The sequence below is a fragment of the Synechococcus sp. CS-1332 genome, assembly GCF_025127995.1.
GTDB lineage: Bacteria > Cyanobacteriota > Cyanobacteriia > PCC-6307 > Cyanobiaceae > Cyanobium.
This window is the reverse complement of the sequence record NZ_JAHLYP010000047.1, coordinates 63,188-79,448: the sequence shown is the minus strand read 5'-3', so window position 1 is coordinate 79,448 and position 16,261 is coordinate 63,188. Positions and strand designations below refer to the sequence as shown.

Below are 16,261 nucleotides of genomic sequence, written 5' to 3'. Positions count from 1 at the left end.
GCGCGGGGGCAGTGATCAGCGCCGGCACCGGCGTGCCCAGCTGGGTCAGCGCGCGGGCATGGGCGTCATACTGGGCCTGCAGGCGGGCGAGGTGCACCGCATCATGGCCGTTGCGGCTGATGGCATCGGCCAGCAGCTCGGCACCCGAAACCAGCTTGTTGATCTGGCGCTGCTTGCGATCATCAAGCGCGCGTGGGCCGTGCATGAAAAATGCGGCGACCACCACAGCCACCATGAGATAGCTCATCACCACCATGATGATCATCACGCTGTTGTTTGCCAGCATCGTCTTGCTCCGTGCGTATCAGGTTGAATTGGCGCTCTGGCCATGCTGGGTCGCCGCATGACAGACTTGTAATGGCAATGCCAGTCCAATGCCGCCAAGGGCTTGGCCGCAGGCGCATTTGCCGCAGTGCAGGAAAGGGGGCATGAAAAGGGCGGCAGCCTTGCCGGCCACCGCCCGTTTCAATGCACGTTGATCAGATCGCGTTCAAGTTCACGGCGGCCTGCTTGCCGCGGCGATCTTCTTCCAGTTCGAACGAGACGCGCTGGCCTTCGTTCAGATTGGCGAAGCCGGCGCGTTCCACGGCCGAGATGTGCACGAACGCATCCGGCGCGCCATCGTCGCGCTGGATGAAGCCGAAACCCTTGGTGCCGTTGAAGAACTTCACAGTGCCTTCAACGCGTTCACCCGTAGTGCTGGGCGTGCGTTCACGCGACGGGCGGCGTTCGAAATCGCCGCCGGCAGCGCGCGGTTCGCGCGGTTCGCGCGGGGCGCGATCCTCCACTGGCAGCGGCTCGCCTTCGATCTTGAGATCGGTGGCGGACACGCGGCCGTTGCGTTCGGTGAGGGTGAATTCGAGCGGCTGGCCATCGGCAAGGCCGGTCAGACCAGCGGCTTCCACCGCCGAGATGTGGACAAACACGTCTTCGCCGCCGTCTTCACGGACAACAAAGCCGAAACCCTTTTGCGCGTTGAAGAACTTGACCGTGCCACGACCGGTGCCGATCACGATGCCGGGCGTCATTTCGCGACGGGGACCACCGCCACCGAAGCCACCACCACCGCCGCCGCCGCCGCCGGTGGGCCCCACCCGGGCCCCGGTGGGTTTCGCGGTGGTGGTGGCGGTGGTGCTGCTGTTGCTGGCCTCCCTGCTGGGGGGCTGCATGGAGGTGCGCACCGAGCTGCGCTTCGACGGACCCGGGCGACTGCAGCTGAGCCACCAGCTGCGCAGCCCCGCCGGCCCCCAGAGCCCCTGGCAGAGGCGTTTCGTCGCAGCGCTGGAGGGACATGAGCCCCGGATCCCTTCCCCCGGTCCGTTTCGGTCGTCGGGGGGGAGCGGCGACCAGCTCCTCTCCACCCCGGTGTTGCCGGCTCGCCAGGCCCTCGGGGTCCTGACGGGCAGCCTGCAGGTGGCCGGCCAGCTCAGTGGTGTGGCCCTGGCCGCTCCGGTGGTCCTCTGGGAGGAGCGCAACTGGCTGGTGGGGGTGCGCCAGCACCTGCTGCTGGAGCTTGATCTGCAGCCGCTCGAGGCGATCCCGGGGCTGGACCTGGCGCTCGTTCTCGCCCCGGTGCGGCCGGCGGCTGTCCTGCAGGCGGCCCCTCCAGTGCAGCGGGGCGACCGGCGTCGGCTGGTCTGGCCGCTGCAGACCGGTGAGATCAATGTGCTGGAGCTGCGCTGCTGGCGCTGGAGCGGCCTGGGGGTGGGGGCGGCGGCGGTGGGACTGGTCCTGCCCCTGGTGCTTGCCCTGCAGGCGACCCGCCGCCGGCTGGGCTTCGGCTTGCCGGAACTGCCGGCCTGACGCCCTCGCCGCCGGCCTGACGCCTGTCTCAGAGCTCCAGCGGGTCCGGATCGATCGTCAGGCTGACCCCCGGGGGCAGGGCTTGCCGCAGCTCACTTTCGGGGGGCAGGGGCAGAACCGCATCGACGGATGACCCCGCCGCCGCCTGGCAGGTGCCGTGCAGCAGCAGCTGCCAGCGGCTGCGGCCTGCCACCCTGGCCACCGGGGCGGGCGCCGGCCCGATCAGCACCCAGCCGGCCCTCTCCAGGGCGGGGCGGATCCGTTCGGCCAGGGCGGCGGCGGCGGTGGCGGTGCCGCTGGCGGTGGGACCGGCCAGGCGCAGCAGGCAGGCCCGACCGAAGGGCACCATGCCGCCCTGGCGACGCAGCTCCAGCTCCTCGGCCAGGAAGGCCCCGTAGCGGCCGTCCACCAGATGCCGGATGACGGGATGGTCGGGGCTGTAGGTCTGCACCAGCACCTCCCCGGGGCGTTCGCCCCGGCCGGCCCGGCCGGCGAGCTGAAGCAGCAACTGCAGGCATTGCTCCGAGGCGCGCAGGTCCGGCCGGTGCAGCAGGCCGTCGGCCGCCAGCACCGCCGCCAGGGTCACCGCGGGCAGGTCCATGCCCTTGGCGAGCATCTGGGTCCCCACCAGCACGTCCGCCTCGCCGGCGGCGAAGCGTTCGAGCAGGCGGCGATGGCCATCCCGGCCGCGGGTGGTGTCGCGGTCGAAGCGGATCAGGCGCAGGCCCTCCAGCTCCGTGGCGAGCTGCTCCATCACCCGCTGGGTGCCGGCACCGAAGGGCTTGAAGGCGGTGGAGCCGCAGTGGCCGCAACGGTCGCCCATCTCCTGGCGGTGGTCGCACCAGTGGCAACGCAGCCACTCCCGGCCCTCCCGGTCGCCGGCCCGGGGGCCGCGATGCACGGTCAGGGCCACATCGCAATGGGGGCAGAGCACCACCTCGCCGCAGCTGCGGCAGCTCAGGAAGGAGCGGTAGCCGCGCCGCGGCACCAGCACGACCGCCTGCTCGCCCTTCTCCTGCAGCGCTTCCAGCCGGGCCATCAGGGGGCGGCTGATCAGGCGGCGGTGGCCGTCGACCAGCTCCTGGCGCATGTCCACCAGCCGCACCGGCGGCAGGGGCCGCTGGCCGATCCGCTCCGGCAGCGCCAGCAGGCGGGTGTCGCCAGGGAGGCCCCCCGGGCGCGACTGGCAGCGCCACCAGGTTTCCAGCGAGGGCGTGGCACTGCCGAGCACCAGCCTGGCCCCCGTCTGGTGGGCCCGCAGCCGGGCCACCTCCCGGGCGTGATAGCAGGGCATGGGGCTCTCCTGCTTGTAGGAGGCGTCGTGTTCCTCATCGAGCACGATCAGCCCCAGGTGGCCCAGCGGCAGGAAGACGGCCGAGCGGGTGCCGACGGCCAGGCAGGGCTCCCGCAGCCGGGTGGCCTCAAGGCAGCGTCGCCAGGCAACGACCCGCTCGCCATCCCCCATGCCGCTGTGGTACTCGATCACCGCCACGCCGAAGCGCCGCCGGCAGCGATCCAGCAGCTGGGGGATGAGGCCGATCTCCGGCGCCAGGATCAGCACACTGCGCCCTGCCGCCAGCTCCCGGGCGGCGGCCTGCAGGTAGACCTCGGTCTTGCCGGAGCCGGTCACCCCCCACAGCAGCAGGGCCTGGCCGGGGGGGGCGTCGGCGATCGCCGCCATCGCCTCGGCCTGGGCCGGGCTGGCCCGCTGGGAGGCTTCCAGGGGGGTGGGGCCATGGCCGCCCCCATGGCCTGCCAGGCCGCCTGAACCGCCGGCCCTCGCAGGGCCGCGGCCGGACTCCTTCAGGAGCAGCCCCCGGCGTTCCATCGTCCCGATCAGGGCGCGACCGAAGCCGGCTTCCTGCACCAGATCGCGCAGCAACCGCGCCCCCCCCTGGCTGGCCAGGTGATCCAGCAGCTCCTGTTGCCGGGGGTGGCTGACCACCGCGCTGGTGTCGGGGTTGAGTCGCACGGTCCAGAGGATCCGCCCCTGGCCTGCGGGCGTTCGGCGGGCCTGACCGAGCCATCCAGGCGGCAGGGCGCTTTTCAGGGTGCGGAACAAGCCGGTGTGGCATTGCCGGGCCACCTCCTCAAGCAGGGCCTGCCAGTGGGGATCGATCGCGGCGCTCTGCAGCACGGCTTCCACCGGCAGGATCGGCCGTCCCTCCATGGCGGCCGGGCAGGTCGTCGCCGTCGCCACCACCAGGCCGGTGTGGGGCCGCCCTTGGAGACGGACCCGCACCAGATCCCCAACGCCGATGCCCAGGGCTTCGGGGTTGGCGTAGGTGAAGGTGCGCCCCTCCCGGCCGGCTTCCAGCCAGACCTCCAGCCAGCCTGGAGCAGCTGTTCGGGGAAAGGAGGGTGAAGGACTGGCTGGCAATCTTGCAAAGATCTCACGCCATTCCTAGGATGACGGAGTTGGGCTGCTCGCAAGGCTGCCGTCGGAACCGCGCAGAGTTCCGTCCACAGGGAAGACCCGCTGAGGATTCAGGGATTCACTCCCATCTCCTTCCTCCGGTCTGAGACCACCCGTGACAGCCCTGCATCGGCTCTGGCCGTTCTCCCCCATCCCATTCGCGCTCCTGGAGCGATCCATCCAAGATCCAGACACAGGGGCTCCTTGACAGGGGTCATCCATCCTGGGTCGTCCTGTTGTCCTCCTTGCCCTCCCGACCTGCTCCGTTGCTGGTCCGTGGAGGACGGAACTTTCAGGACGGCTTCAGGCCCCTGATCACCGTCGGATCGAGCGGGTTGTCACCCGCCAGTCCTGCCCCGCCTCCCTCCTGCCCCGCTCCTTTCTCTTTCGCGTCGTTTCCATGAGCCCAGTCGCCGCCAAGGCCAAAGCCGCTATTCCTGAAATCCTGGCCACCGTCTCCGCCAACGGAGAGGTCCTGCCGATCGAGCCGGCGGCCGTTTCAGCCCCAGCGACGGCGCGAAAGACCGCCACCCGTGCCAAAACGGCCACCCCCAAGGTGGCGGTCCCCAAAACCGCGACGAAGCCTGCTGCCAAAGGCACCAAAACCGCTGCGAAGACCACCGCTGCGAAGACCACCGCCGCAAAGGCCACCGTGGCCAAGCCTGCGGTGATTGTCGCTGAGGAGGCCCTCGATGGCGGCGACGACCAGCAGGAGGCCGGAGACCTGCCGAAGGAGGCCAAGGGCGCCAAGGCCCTGGCCAGCATCAAGGTGGGTCCCAAGGGCGTCTACACCGAGGATTCGATTCGCGTCTACCTCCAGGAGATCGGCCGTATCCGTCTGCTGCGGCCCGATGAGGAGATCGAGCTGGCGCGCAAGATCGCCGATCTGCTCGAACTGGAGGAGAAGGCAGCCGAGTTCGAAGCCGACAAGGGCCACTTCCCTGACTCCAAGGAATGGGCTGGCATCTTCGACATGCCGCTGATCAAGTTCCGCCGGCGGCTCATGCTGGGTCGGCGGGCCAAGGAAAAGATGGTTCAGTCGAACCTGCGGCTGGTCGTCTCGATCGCCAAGAAATACATGAACCGGGGTCTTTCCTTCCAGGATCTGATCCAGGAGGGCAGCCTCGGCCTGATTCGTGCCGCCGAGAAGTTCGACCACGAGAAGGGTTACAAGTTCTCCACCTACGCCACCTGGTGGATCCGCCAGGCGATCACCCGGGCCATCGCCGACCAGAGCCGCACCATCCGGCTCCCCGTCCACCTCTACGAGACCATCTCCCGGATCAAGAAGACCACCAAGACCCTCTCCCAGGAATTCGGCCGTAAGCCCACCGAAGAGGAGATCGCCGAAAGCATGGAGATGACGATCGAGAAGCTTCGCTTCATCGCCAAATCGGCCCAACTGCCGATCTCCCTGGAAACGCCCATCGGTAAGGAGGAAGACTCCAGGCTCGGCGACTTCATCGAGGCCGATATCGAAAATCCTGAACAGGATGTGGCCAAGAACCTGCTGCGCGAGGATCTCGAGGGGGTGCTGGCCACCCTCAGCCCCCGTGAGCGCGACGTGCTGCGCCTGCGCTACGGCCTGGACGATGGCCGCATGAAGACCCTGGAAGAAATCGGCCAGATCTTCGACGTGACCCGTGAACGTATCCGCCAGATCGAAGCCAAGGCGCTGCGAAAACTGCGCCATCCCAACCGTAACGGCGTTTTGAAGGAGTACATCAAGTAGCCCCCAACTGATCTGGGGGAGCTTTCTGCTCTTCTCCCAGCGCATGAAAGCTCCTCCAAGCCACGGGCAACTCTCCTGATGACTGAAGCTGGCGATCTGTTGCGGCTGTCGGTGGTTCTGCCCACCTTCAACGAATGCGACAACGTTGAACCGATGGTCACCGCCCTGCTGTCGTTGCAGGATCACTATGACCTTGAGCTTCTTTTCATCGATGATGACTCCAACGACGGAACATCGGAAAAGATCCGTCTCCTGGCCCACCGTCATGACAGCGTCAGGCTGATTCGGAGGGTGGGTCGATTCGGGCTCTCCAGTGCCATCAAAGAGGGCATCCTGGATGCCACAGGCGATGTCGTGGTCGTGATGGACAGCGATGGACAGCACGAACCCGCCGCGGTGGCGCAGGCCGTTTCCGCCCTTCTGGAGAGTGGCAGCGATCTGATGATCGGCAGCCGTTTCCATAAGCAGGCCAGCATCATGGGCCTGAGCGAGCAGCGCGAGCGGAACTCCACCTGGGCAAATTCGGTGGCCCGTTTCAGCCTGCCCCGCTACCGCCATCTGACCGATTACATGAGCGGCTTCTTCGCCCTGCGTCCGGAGCGATGCCTCCCCTACGTCCGGCAGGTGGATGTCAACGGCTTCAAGTTTCTCTATGAATTGCTGGCCCTCAGTCACGGTCACTTGGCCGTCGCGGAGGTGCCGCTGCGTTTTCAGCCCCGCAGTGCCGGCGAGTCCAAGCTGAATGTGGCGGTGATCTGGGATCTCGGCGTCTCGATCCTGCACACCCTGTTGTTACGGATGGTGCCCCGGCGCGCCGTCAGCTTTGCCCTGGTGGGGGCCACCGGCATCGGCATTCATCTGCTGGTGTTCGCGCTGATGCAGCAGGTGGTTGGACTGGGCTTCGAGCAGGCCCAGGTGGCTGCGGTGGTCTGTGCGGGCTGCTCCAACTATCTGATCAACAACGTGCTGACCTTCCGCTCCCAGCAGCTCAACGGCCTGGCTCTGGTGTTCGGTCTGATCCGCTTTCTTCTGGTCACCTCCCTCGGGATGGCGGCCAACGTCGGGGTGTCCTCGGCCTTCTTCCGGCAGGTCACCCCACAGCCGCTGCTGGCCCTGCTGGCGGGGATTGCCGTCGACTTCGTCTGGAAGTACGCCGCCTCCTCCCGCTTCGTCTGGAACACCCCCTAGGCCGCGTCCGCCGTCGGCCGTTGCACGCGTCGGCGCCGCCCGGCCTTAACTTTCCCTTGACCTTGCCGTTCTCCAAGGATGGTGTCTGCTGCCCTAGGGGCCCCGCCGGAGCGTGCCAGCACCCGGATGCATCGGCGGATGATCTGGGTGCTGAGCGGCCTCTGGCTGCTTTTGCTCTGCTGGCTGGCCTTCTTCCAGGGCCTGGGCAGCCTCGGTCTGATGGACAAGACCGAGGCCCTGTTCGTGGAGGTGGGCCACCAGATGCTGGAGCGGGGCGACTGGATCACCCCCTGGTGGAACGGCGAGCGCTTTTTTGACTACCCCGTCTGGGGGTACTGGATGGTGGGCCTCAGCTTCCGGCTGTTCGGGGTCAGCGAGTGGGCGGCTCGCCTGCCGGTGGCCCTCGCCGCCAGTGCCGTGGTGGTGGCGGGCTTCGGCCTGATGCTGGCCTGGTCGCCGGCGGGCGAAGCCGGCCGGCCCCGGGTGCTGCGGGCGGCGGTGGCGGCGGGGGTGATCGCCACGACGCCGGGCTGGATCGGCTGGGGACGCACCTCCACCACAGACATGTTCCTCTCCAGCGCCATCAGCCTGGCGTTGTTCGGTTTCCTGCTGGCCCATCGCCACCGCAGCGACCCCTGGCGGGATGGCCTTGGCCGAGTGGCCATGGCGGTGTTCGCAGGGATCGCCGTGCTGGCCAAGGGCCCGGTGGGTCTGCTGTTGCCGGGTCTGGTGGTGGTGGTCTTCCTGCTGCTCACCGGCCACTGGCGAGCCTGGCTGCGCTGGCGTCCGCTGCTCGCCATGGTGGCGCTGTTTCTTGGGGTCAGCGCCCCCTGGTACACGGCCGCGGCCGTCGTCAACGGTGGCGACTTCCTGGGTGGGTTCCTGGGGTTCAGCAACCTGCAGCGCTTCACCTCGGTCCTCTACGACCACCCCGGCCCCCCCTGGTTCTATCTGCCCTGGCTGGTGCTGCTGCTGCTGCCCTGGTCGCTGTTCCTGCCCCTGGCGATCGCGGCCCAGGGCTTCTGGCAGCCGCGCCGCTGGCGATCGGCAGCCGCGGGGGATCCCACGGGGGAGGGAGGCGCCCCCGCCGAACTGGGCCTGTTCCTGCTGCTGTGGCTGGTGCTGGTGGTGGCCTTCTTCTCGGCTGCCGCCACCAAGCTGCCCGGATACATCCTGCCGGCCCTGCCGGCGGCGAGCCTGCTGGTGGCGTTGCTGTGGCGTCCCCTGCCGGAGGCCTCCACGGCGCCCCAGGCCGGCGGTGGCAGGGCAGGGGTACGCATCGCCACCGGCTTCGAGGTGCTGTTGCTGGCCGCCATGGCGGTGGCGGCGGCCCTGGCCCCGGGATGGGTGGCGAGTGATCCTGCCTATCCGGCGTTCGGCGCAGCCCTGTCGCGCTCCGGTCTGCCCCTGATGCTGAGCCTGTGTCTGGGGCTCACGGCCCTGGCCCTGGTGCTGCTGCTGTTTCGGCCGGCGGCGCGCGATTGGCTGTGGCTGCCCAGCCTCGCCGGCTTCCTGGCCGTGCTCGGCCTGGTGATCGCCCCCCTCGGTCCCCTGCTGGATCGCGAGCGCCAGCTGCCCCTGCGCCAGATGGCCCGCACGGCCCAGGCCGCCGCCCAGCCCGAGGAGCCGCTGCTGATCGTCGGCACCAAACGCTACAGCCTGTTGTTCTACGGCGAGCCCGAGGCCGTCTTCGTCTCCGATCGCGTCCACATCAGCCAGCTGGCTCTGAAGGGTCCCGCTGCCCTCTCGCTCACACCGGCCAGCCGGTCGGTTCGCCTGTTGGGCGATCGCCGCGATCTCGAGGGGCTGGCCCTGCCTGCTGAGGGGATCGAGCGCCTGTCCCGCGCAGGGGAACTGGCCCTCTGGCGGGTGCCCCGTCGCTCCCTGGTGCCGTGATGCGCTTCCGTCTGCTGCCACGGGACAGGATCCTGTTGCCTGGCTGCCTGATCGTGCTGGTGGGGCTGTTTGTGGCCGTGTCCCCGGGCCGGCCGCTGGCACTGCTGGACGCGACCGTCCTGGACTGGCTGGGCAACCAGTTCCACGGCCTCGTGGGCGGGGCCCTGACCAAGGTGTATCGGGCGACCGGTGTCGGCTTCACCGCCGTTCTGGTGGCGATGGCCCTGAGCTATCTCGTGCTGCGGAGATGGTGGACGGATCTGCGCCTGCTGGTGATGGCCACCGGCGGCATCCTGATCCTGGTGGATCTGGTGTTCAAACCCCTGTTCAGCCGCAATCGGCCCCCTGGCAGCCTGCTGCCGCTCGATGGCCACAGCTTCCCCAGCGGCCATGCCGCCGGGGCCGTGGCCTTCTACTTCGCCATGGTGGTGATCCTGGGGTCCCACCATCCCCGCGTGCGGCGTCTGCTCATGGTCGGTGCCTGTCTGCTGGTGGGCCTGGTCTGGCTCAGCACCCTCTACGTGCGCGCCCACTGGCCCACGGATCTGCTCGCCGGTGCCGCCGTTGGCCTGGCCTGGCTGACCGTATGCCTGGCCTTCTGGCGGGAGCCAGTCGCCGCGGACCTCCAGAGTGGGGCGGTTCGACCGCTGCGATCCCTTGACGACCGACCTGCCCAGCTCCGGCCTGGCCGCTCTGAGGGGCCTTAGATCCGCCCCTCAGCTCGACGGGGATCAGGCCCGCCTGCTGCGTGAGGAGCTCGTCCCTTTGCTGGGGGCCTGTGGCTGGTTCACGGTCGGGATCATGGCGCCGTCGTCGTCGGCGGCGGTAACGGCCCTGCGTGAGCTCGAGACGGCCCTGGCCTGGCCGACCCTCCAGCCAGGGGACGCCGGCGAAGGGGAGCCCGGTGGGGTGTTCCTCAAGGGCAACCAGCGCACGGGTCTGTTCCAGCTGCGCCGGGAGGAGGGCCTCGGCGAGGGGATCCTGATCACCGGCCATGACGCCTCCGATCCGGCCGCCGAGGACACCTGGGGCCCCCTGCCGCTGGATCTGTTCGCCTGATCCCATCAGCTGATCACGTTCCGCCCGCTGGCCGGGAGCTGGGACAGGCCGGTCCCTAGGCTGGGCGGCTGTTGCCTGGCAGCCGTCGCTGCCGCCCGAAGCGTCCAATGGCCAGCTCCACCCTGCGCATCGCCTCCCGCCGCAGCCAGCTGGCCATGGTCCAGACCCACTGGGTGCGGGACGAACTCACCCGGGCCCACCCCGAGCTGACGATCGCGATCGAGGCGATGGCCACCCAGGGGGACAAGATTCTCGATGTGGCCCTGGCCAAGATCGGCGACAAGGGCCTGTTCACCAAGGAACTGGAGGCCCAGATGCTGGTCGACCGGGCCGACATCGCCGTGCACAGCCTCAAGGACCTGCCCACCAACCTGCCGGAGGGTCTGATCCTGGGTTGCATCACCGAGCGGGAGGATCCCGCCGATGCCCTGGTGGTGCATGAACGGCATAAGGAGCTCAGCCTGGCCACCCTGCCCGAGGGCAGCGTCGTGGGAACCAGCTCCCTGCGGCGCCTGGCCCAGCTGCGTCACCACTACCCCCACCTGGTGTTCAAGGACGTGCGCGGCAACGTGATCACCCGCCTGGAGAAGCTCGATGCCGGCGTCTACGACTGCCTGATCCTGGCGGCGGCCGGACTCACCCGGCTGGGCCTGGGTGAGCGCATCCACGAACTGATCGATCCGTCGATTTCGCTCCATGCCGTGGGCCAGGGCGCCCTGGGCATCGAATGCCGTGCCGGTGACCAGGCGGTGCTGGACACCATCGGCGTGTTGGAGCACCTGCCGACGGCCCGTCGCTGCCTGGCCGAGCGCTCCTTCCTGCGCAGTCTGGAAGGGGGTTGTCAGGTGCCCATCGGCGTCAACACCCACTTCGAGAACGACGAGCTGGTGCTGACCGGCATGGTGGCGAGCATCGACGGCCAGCGGCTGCTGCGCGACAGCTGTCGCGGCCCGGCCAGCGACCCCGAGGCGATCGGCCTGGCGCTGGCGGGAACCCTGCGGTCCCAGGGGGCCGGAGAGATCCTGGAGGAGATCTTTGCCACCGTCCGCCCCGGAACCTGACGCCGACCTGCGCGGTCTTCCCTTCCAGTGGAATCTGCTGGCCTGGGCGGCCCTGGTCGGCACCCTGACCGGCCTGGCGGTGGTGGCGTTCCACGAACTGCTGGGCTTCATCAACAACTTCCTGTTCGACCCCTTCGTGGAGGGCCTGCTGGTGATCGGGCGCTCCTCGCCGGCCACCCCCGCCGACCTGCCACAGATCGACCTGCCGCCCCTGGCCCCCGATAGTGGCACCCCCCTGCGGGCTTTGCTCCAGCTCGGTCTCGATGGCATCGGCCTGCTGGCGACGGCACCGCCCCCACCGCCGGCACCCCCGCCCATCAGCCTGCCCAACACGCCCGACTGGCTCGCCCTCTGGCCGGTGGTGGTGGTGCCGACCCTGGGTGGTCTGGCGGTGGGTCTGCTGCGCCATGTGGCCGGCAGCATCGGCCCGGGTCTGTCGAGCCTGATGGCGATCGCCGACGGCAGCCAGGGCGGGGAGCCGCGCCTGCCCTGGCTGCGGCTGGTGGCAGCGTCCCTCAGCCTGGGCAGCGGCGCCTCCCTCGGACCGGAGGGCCCGAGTGTGGAGGGGGGCGGCAACATCGGCCTCTGGGTGGCCCTCAAGGGACGCCTTTCCCCCCAGGCCCAGAAGGCCCTGGTGGGGGCCGGAGTGGCGGCGGGCCTGGCGGCCGGTTTCAAGGCGCCGATCGCCGGGGTGTTCTTCGCCTTCGAGGGCAGTTACAGCGCCATCCCGGGACGGCCCAGCCTGCGGGCGGTGCTGGTGGCGGCGGTGGCCTCAGCGCTGGTCACCCAGCTGTGCCTCGGCGACACGCCGATCCTGCGCCTGCCCGCCTATGAGGTGCGCTCGCCCCTGGAGCTTCCCCTGTATCTGGGGTTGGGCCTGCTGGCCAGCCTGATGTCGTGGCTGCTGATCCGGCTGCTGGCGGCTGGCCGGGGCGAGCGGGTCCAGTCCGTGGTGCGGCGGCTGCCGCCGGGGATGCCCACGGCCCTGGGGGGGGCGGCGCTCGGGGCCATGGCCCTGGTGTTTCCCCAGGTGCTGGGCGTCGGTTACGACACGATCGAAGCGCTGCTGGGTCGGGACGGTGGCATCCCCCTGCTCACCCTGGTGGCCCTGATCGGCGTGAAGCTGGTGGCCACCACCGTGAGCAACGCCACCGGCTTCGTGGGCGGGGGCTTTGCCCCCTCCCTGTTCCTGGGGGCCGTGCTCGGCAACTGCTACGGCCAGGCCCTGGGCAGCGGCGGCCTGAACCTGCCGGTGGCCGAACCTCCGGCCTACGCCATGGTCGGCATGGCGGCGGTGCTGGCGGGCAGCGCCAGGGCACCGCTCACCGCGTTGCTGTTGCTGTTCGAACTCACCCGCGACATTCGCATCGTGCTGCCATTGATGGCGGCCGCCGGCCTCAGCGCCGCCCTGGTGGAGCGCTGGCAAGGCATCCACGATCCCGGTCTGATGGGGCCCGATCCCCTCGAGGAGCGGCGCCGCGGCCAGCTGGCAGGCATCGGCGTGGAGGAAGCCTTCGAACCGGAGGCGCCCCTGGTGCTGCCGGCCGCCATGGCGGCCTCAGACGCCCTGGCCAGGCTGATCGACAGCCATGGCCATTGCCTGCTGGTGGAGCAGGCCGGCCTGGTCCTTGGGCTGGTGACGATCGGCGACCTGCAGCGCGGCCTTTCGTCTGAAGTGAAGCGCCAGGGGCCCCTGGATCTGGCGGACTGTGTGCGCACAGACCTGGTGTGGTTGCCGATGGGGGTGAGCCTCGATCGGCTCGAGGATCAGCTCAGACCCAATGGTCTGCGGCAGCTGCCGATCTTCGAGCTGGAGGGAGGCTCCGGGGATCACCTGCCCCATGGGTTGCCAGCGGGTGGTCTTCCCGTGAGCCTGTTGCGCGGGGTGGCCAGCCGCGACGGCATGGCCAGGGCCCAGGCGCGCCGTTTTCAGGCGGCTTCGGAGCGGCCCTCCATCAGGGCCTCGGCGACGGGATCGACCTGAGAGAGCAGGCCGAGAATGCGCTGTAGGTCCAGTTCGGAGAGCTCGCCATCGTTGCCCCATTTCAGCGACGTGCTGTTCAGTTGGTCGGTGGTGAGATGGGTGCCGGAGTCGAACATGGAGATACAGCGGCTGCGGAGGGTGCCGCTTGGGATCGGTTTTTTGAGATTAGGTGTTAGCACCCAGACATCAAACCCTTCGAGACCAATCTCCAGAATCTCTTCGGTCGTTGTTGATCGCCCGGGATCGCCCTGCGGTATTCAGGGTTTCACCACCACCGGCGTTCCCACATCCACCTGGTCGAACAGGGCGCGCACATGGGGCGTGAGCATCCGGACACAGCCGTTGGTGACGGCGGAGCGGGAGGTGACGGTCCAGGCCCAGGCACTCGGGGTGCCGTGGATGCCGTACTGGTTGGGGCCGCTGCGCTTGAAGCCGATCCAGCGGTCGCCCAGGGGGCCATTGGGGCCCTTGGTGGGGTTGATCTTGCCGCTCGCGGTGCTCTGGTACTGGGGATTGACCACCTTGGTCTCCACCTCAAAGCGACCCTTGGGGGTGGGGGTGGGGCTATCACCGATGGCCACGGGCCAGCTGCCGATCACCTTGCCGTTGTCGCGCAGGGAGATCGTGCGCTTGCCCAGCTCCAGAACGATTTCCTTGGTGCTCGTGACGGTGGCCTTCTCCGGGGCCGGGGTCGCCGGTGTGGGCGCCGTCAGGGCGGGGGTCGCCGGGGCCACGGTGGTGGTGGCCGGAGCCTGAACGGGTGCCCCGATGGGCGGGGTCCCTGAGGCCAGCGCGGCTCCCCCGCCGGTCGTCAGAAGCAGGACAAGGGCGAAGGAACGCGACATGGAAGGAGCGGGATCAGTGGAGACGCCGGGGGGCGGTGTTGGGGGTCGTCAGTTGACCAGACGCGGGTCAATGACGGTCATGTAGCGATCTTCGCATTCCTTTATGATCCGCACGGCCTCGCCGTTGTCGTGGAAGCCGTTGACCTTGCAGGTGCCGGGCTTCTTCAGGTCCTTGTAGTGCTCCCAGTAGTACTGGGTTTCCTTCAGCCAGTGCTCACCCAGCTGGGTGTAGCTGGTGATGTGATCCATGCGCTTGTCATCGGCCAGGACGGCGATCACCTTGTCGTCCACCTCGCCGCCATCGTCGAAGCACATGATGCCGATGATGCGGGCCTCCACCAGGCTGCCGGGCACCAGGGGTTCGGTCACGCCGACGATCTCGATGTCGAGGGGATCCCCGTCCTCGTCCCAGGTGCGGGGAATGCAGCCGTAGGCGAAGGGGTAGGACAGGGAGGAATAGCCCACCCGATCCAGCTTCAGGTGGCCGGTTTCGGTGATCAGCTCGTACTTGTTGATCGTGTTCGCGTTGAGCTCCACGATGGCGTTGAGACGCAGCTCGGCCTCATCGGCGAAGGCCGGCAGCACATGCAGCAGGTTCAGCATGGTGCGGCTGGGGGCGTGGTCGATGTTCGCCATGGTGGGGGCTTTTCGGCGGCGGCATCTTAGGCAGCGGGCCCCGGCAGAGCCGCTTCAGGCCCCTTCGGCCAGCTGGCCCACCTTGGCGCGCAGGTAGGTGAGGAAGGCGCTTGAGCCCAGCGGTCGGCCCGTGACCTGCTGGACCAGCTGCTCGGCATTCACCGAGCGGCCCAGGGGCCAGATGGTCCGGGCGAGCCAGTCCTGCAGCGCGGACTCCTGGCCCGCAGCGACCAGCCCCTCGATCGGGCCGATCTCCTGCTCCAGGGCCTCCGAGATCTGGGCACTGATCAGATGGCCCAGGGCGTAGGAGGGGAAATAGCCGAACAGGCCTTCGGCCCAGTGGATGTCCTGGAGGCAGCCCTCGGCGTCCGTCTGGGGCACCAGGCCCAGCAGGTCCTTGAGGCGCCGGTTCCACTGCCCGGGCAACTCCTCCACCGGCATCTCCTGCTCCAGCAGGGCCAGCTCCAGCTCGAAGCGCAGCACGATGTGCAGGCTGTAGCTGAGTTCGTCGGCCTCCACCCGGATCAGGCCCGGCCGCAGCGGGTTGAAGGAGCGCCAGAACCCGCGGGCGCCGCCCCAGGGATCGGCCCCCAGACCCTGGCGGAAGCGGGGATGCCAGCGCTCGGCGAAGGCGCGGCTGCGGGCCACCCGGCACTCCCAGAACAGGGACTGGGATTCGTGCACCCCCATCGAGGTGGCCTCCCCCAGGGGCCAGGGGAAGAAATGGTCGTCGCTGCGGGGCAGGCCTTGCTCATAAAGGGAGTGGCCCCATTCGTGGGCGGTGGCCAGGAAGGCCGAGAGCGGCTGGCCGCGCACGACGCGGGTGGTGATGCGGAAGTCCTCGGGGCCCACGGTGCAGGAGAAGGGGTGGGCGGAGCGGGAGCGCTGGCAGCGGCTCTCGTCGTAGCCCCAGCCGTCGAGCAGCTCGGCGCAGAGGCTGTCCTGCAGGGCTTCGGGCAGATCGAAGGCCTCCGCCGGGCTGGGCGCAGGCGCGGCCGCCACCTGCTCCAGCAGGCCGGGCAGCTCCGCCGCCAGCGGTGCGAACAGCTCCGCCAGCCGCGCCTTGCTGATGTCGGGTTCGAACGGCTGGGCCAGGATTTCCCAGGGGCTGCGGGCCACGGTTTCGGCCGCCGCCAGCTGGCCGGCCTGCTCGCGGCGCAGCGCGATTAGCTCCCGCAGGGCCGGCGCGAAGGCGGCGAAGTCGTTGGCGGCCCGGGCCTGCTGCCAGACCGCATTGCCTCGCGACTGGGCCAGGGCCAGGGCGGTGACCAACGCCGGATCAAGGCAGCACTGGCGGTCGAGTTCCAGGCGCAAGAGCTGCAGGTTGCGGCGCCTATGGGGCGGCGCGTCGGCCGTGAGCTCGGCTTCGGCGGCGGCCACCAGATCGGCGAAGGCTGCACTGCTCTGGCGCTCGTGCAGCTGGGCCGCCAGCAAGGCCAGTTGCTCGCCGCGCCAGGCGGCACCGGCGGCGGGCATCACCGTGTTCTGGTCGTAATAGAGGGTGCTGCTGATCGAGCCCAGCAGGCGGGTGGTGTGCAGGTGCCGCTGGAGCTGGTCAAAGGCCGTAGCCGCTGCGGGCATGGAATCGGTCGAGCCGGTGGGGCCAGCATGGCGCCACCGGCTTCCGGACCTGGGTCCACA

General features: G+C 69.1%; 15 protein-coding genes and 1 pseudogene. 8 read left to right on the top strand and 8 right to left on the bottom strand.

The features are described 5' to 3' along the window. The 3 genes and pseudogenes from KQ305_RS11575 to KQ305_RS11565 all read right to left on the bottom strand — a co-directional run. Positions 1–286: hypothetical protein (locus KQ305_RS11575; protein WP_259725558.1), on the bottom strand; the 286-nt coding region annotated here is incomplete at its 3' end. Positions 287–479: 193 nt separating this feature from the next. Then, a complete protein-coding gene (locus KQ305_RS11570; RefSeq protein ID WP_259725561.1) occupies positions 480–671 on the bottom strand; it encodes a cold-shock protein in 192 nt (63 codons plus the stop codon). Between the two features lie 183 nt (positions 672–854). Beyond that, a pseudogene (locus tag KQ305_RS11565) lies at positions 855–1,028 on the bottom strand (cold-shock protein); the annotation flags it as partial. A 55-nt stretch (positions 1,029–1,083) separates the two neighbouring features. Between KQ305_RS11565 and KQ305_RS11560 the strand changes: the two are divergent. Further along, complete coding sequence (locus KQ305_RS11560; protein ID WP_259725557.1) at positions 1,084–1,803, top strand: DUF3153 domain-containing protein; 720 nt, start codon at positions 1,084–1,086, stop codon at positions 1,801–1,803. 28 nt (positions 1,804–1,831) lie between these two features. Here the strand turns inward: KQ305_RS11560 and priA are convergent, their stop codons facing one another. Next, positions 1,832–4,183: a primosomal protein N' gene (gene priA, locus KQ305_RS11555; RefSeq protein ID WP_259725556.1), complete on the bottom strand. Its 2,352-nt coding sequence runs from the start codon at positions 4,181–4,183 to the stop codon at positions 1,832–1,834. A gap of 436 nt (positions 4,184–4,619) precedes the next feature. Between priA and rpoD the strand changes: the two genes are divergently transcribed. The 7 genes from rpoD (at position 4,620) to KQ305_RS11520 (ending at position 13,139) form a co-directional block, all read left to right on the top strand. Then, the gene (gene rpoD, locus KQ305_RS11550; protein WP_259725555.1) at positions 4,620–5,951 is read left to right on the top strand and encodes an RNA polymerase sigma factor RpoD; all 1,332 of its coding nucleotides are present in this window, start codon (positions 4,620–4,622) and stop codon (positions 5,949–5,951) included. Between the two features lie 78 nt (positions 5,952–6,029). Beyond that, positions 6,030–7,139: a glycosyltransferase family 2 protein gene (locus KQ305_RS11545; RefSeq protein ID WP_259725554.1), complete on the top strand. Its 1,110-nt coding sequence runs from the start codon at positions 6,030–6,032 to the stop codon at positions 7,137–7,139. A gap of 78 nt (positions 7,140–7,217) precedes the next feature. Next, the gene (locus KQ305_RS11540) at positions 7,218–9,035 is read left to right on the top strand and encodes a glycosyltransferase family 39 protein (protein ID WP_259725553.1); all 1,818 of its coding nucleotides are present in this window, start codon (positions 7,218–7,220) and stop codon (positions 9,033–9,035) included. Next, positions 9,035–9,742, top strand: a complete 708-nt coding sequence (locus tag KQ305_RS11535; RefSeq protein WP_259725552.1) for a phosphatase PAP2 family protein — start codon at positions 9,035–9,037, stop codon at positions 9,740–9,742. Before KQ305_RS11540 ends, KQ305_RS11535 begins: the two co-directional genes overlap by 1 nt. Further along, positions 9,693–10,094 carry a DUF1824 family protein gene (locus KQ305_RS11530; RefSeq protein ID WP_259725551.1) on the top strand — a complete coding sequence of 134 codons (402 nt, stop codon included), beginning with the start codon at positions 9,693–9,695 and terminating at the stop codon, positions 10,092–10,094. The genes KQ305_RS11535 and KQ305_RS11530 overlap by 50 nt, the downstream gene beginning before the upstream one ends. A 107-nt stretch (positions 10,095–10,201) precedes the next feature. Continuing rightward, complete coding sequence (hemC, locus tag KQ305_RS11525) at positions 10,202–11,155, top strand: hydroxymethylbilane synthase (RefSeq protein WP_259725550.1); 954 nt, start codon at positions 10,202–10,204, stop codon at positions 11,153–11,155. Then, on the top strand, positions 11,130–13,139 hold the full coding sequence (locus KQ305_RS11520; protein WP_259725549.1) for a chloride channel protein: 2,010 nt from the start codon (positions 11,130–11,132) through the stop codon (positions 13,137–13,139). Before hemC ends, KQ305_RS11520 begins: the two co-directional genes overlap by 26 nt. On the opposite strand, the gene KQ305_RS11515 is transcribed toward KQ305_RS11520, so the two are convergent. From KQ305_RS11515 to KQ305_RS11500, 4 genes are all read right to left on the bottom strand, one after another. Continuing rightward, the gene (locus KQ305_RS11515; protein ID WP_259725548.1) at positions 13,085–13,255 is read right to left on the bottom strand and encodes a hypothetical protein; all 171 of its coding nucleotides are present in this window, start codon (positions 13,253–13,255) and stop codon (positions 13,085–13,087) included. The two genes, KQ305_RS11520 and KQ305_RS11515, sit on opposite strands and share 55 nt — an antisense overlap. A gap of 141 nt (positions 13,256–13,396) precedes the next feature. Next, positions 13,397–13,984, bottom strand: a complete 588-nt coding sequence (locus tag KQ305_RS11510) for a L,D-transpeptidase (RefSeq protein ID WP_259725547.1) — start codon at positions 13,982–13,984, stop codon at positions 13,397–13,399. A 48-nt stretch (positions 13,985–14,032) separates the two neighbouring features. Then, on the bottom strand, positions 14,033–14,620 hold the full coding sequence (locus tag KQ305_RS11505) for an inorganic diphosphatase (protein WP_259725546.1): 588 nt from the start codon (positions 14,618–14,620) through the stop codon (positions 14,033–14,035). A gap of 54 nt (positions 14,621–14,674) precedes the next feature. Continuing rightward, positions 14,675–16,201: a carboxypeptidase M32 gene (locus KQ305_RS11500; RefSeq protein WP_259725545.1), complete on the bottom strand. Its 1,527-nt coding sequence runs from the start codon at positions 16,199–16,201 to the stop codon at positions 14,675–14,677. Positions 16,202–16,261 lie beyond the last annotated feature (60 nt).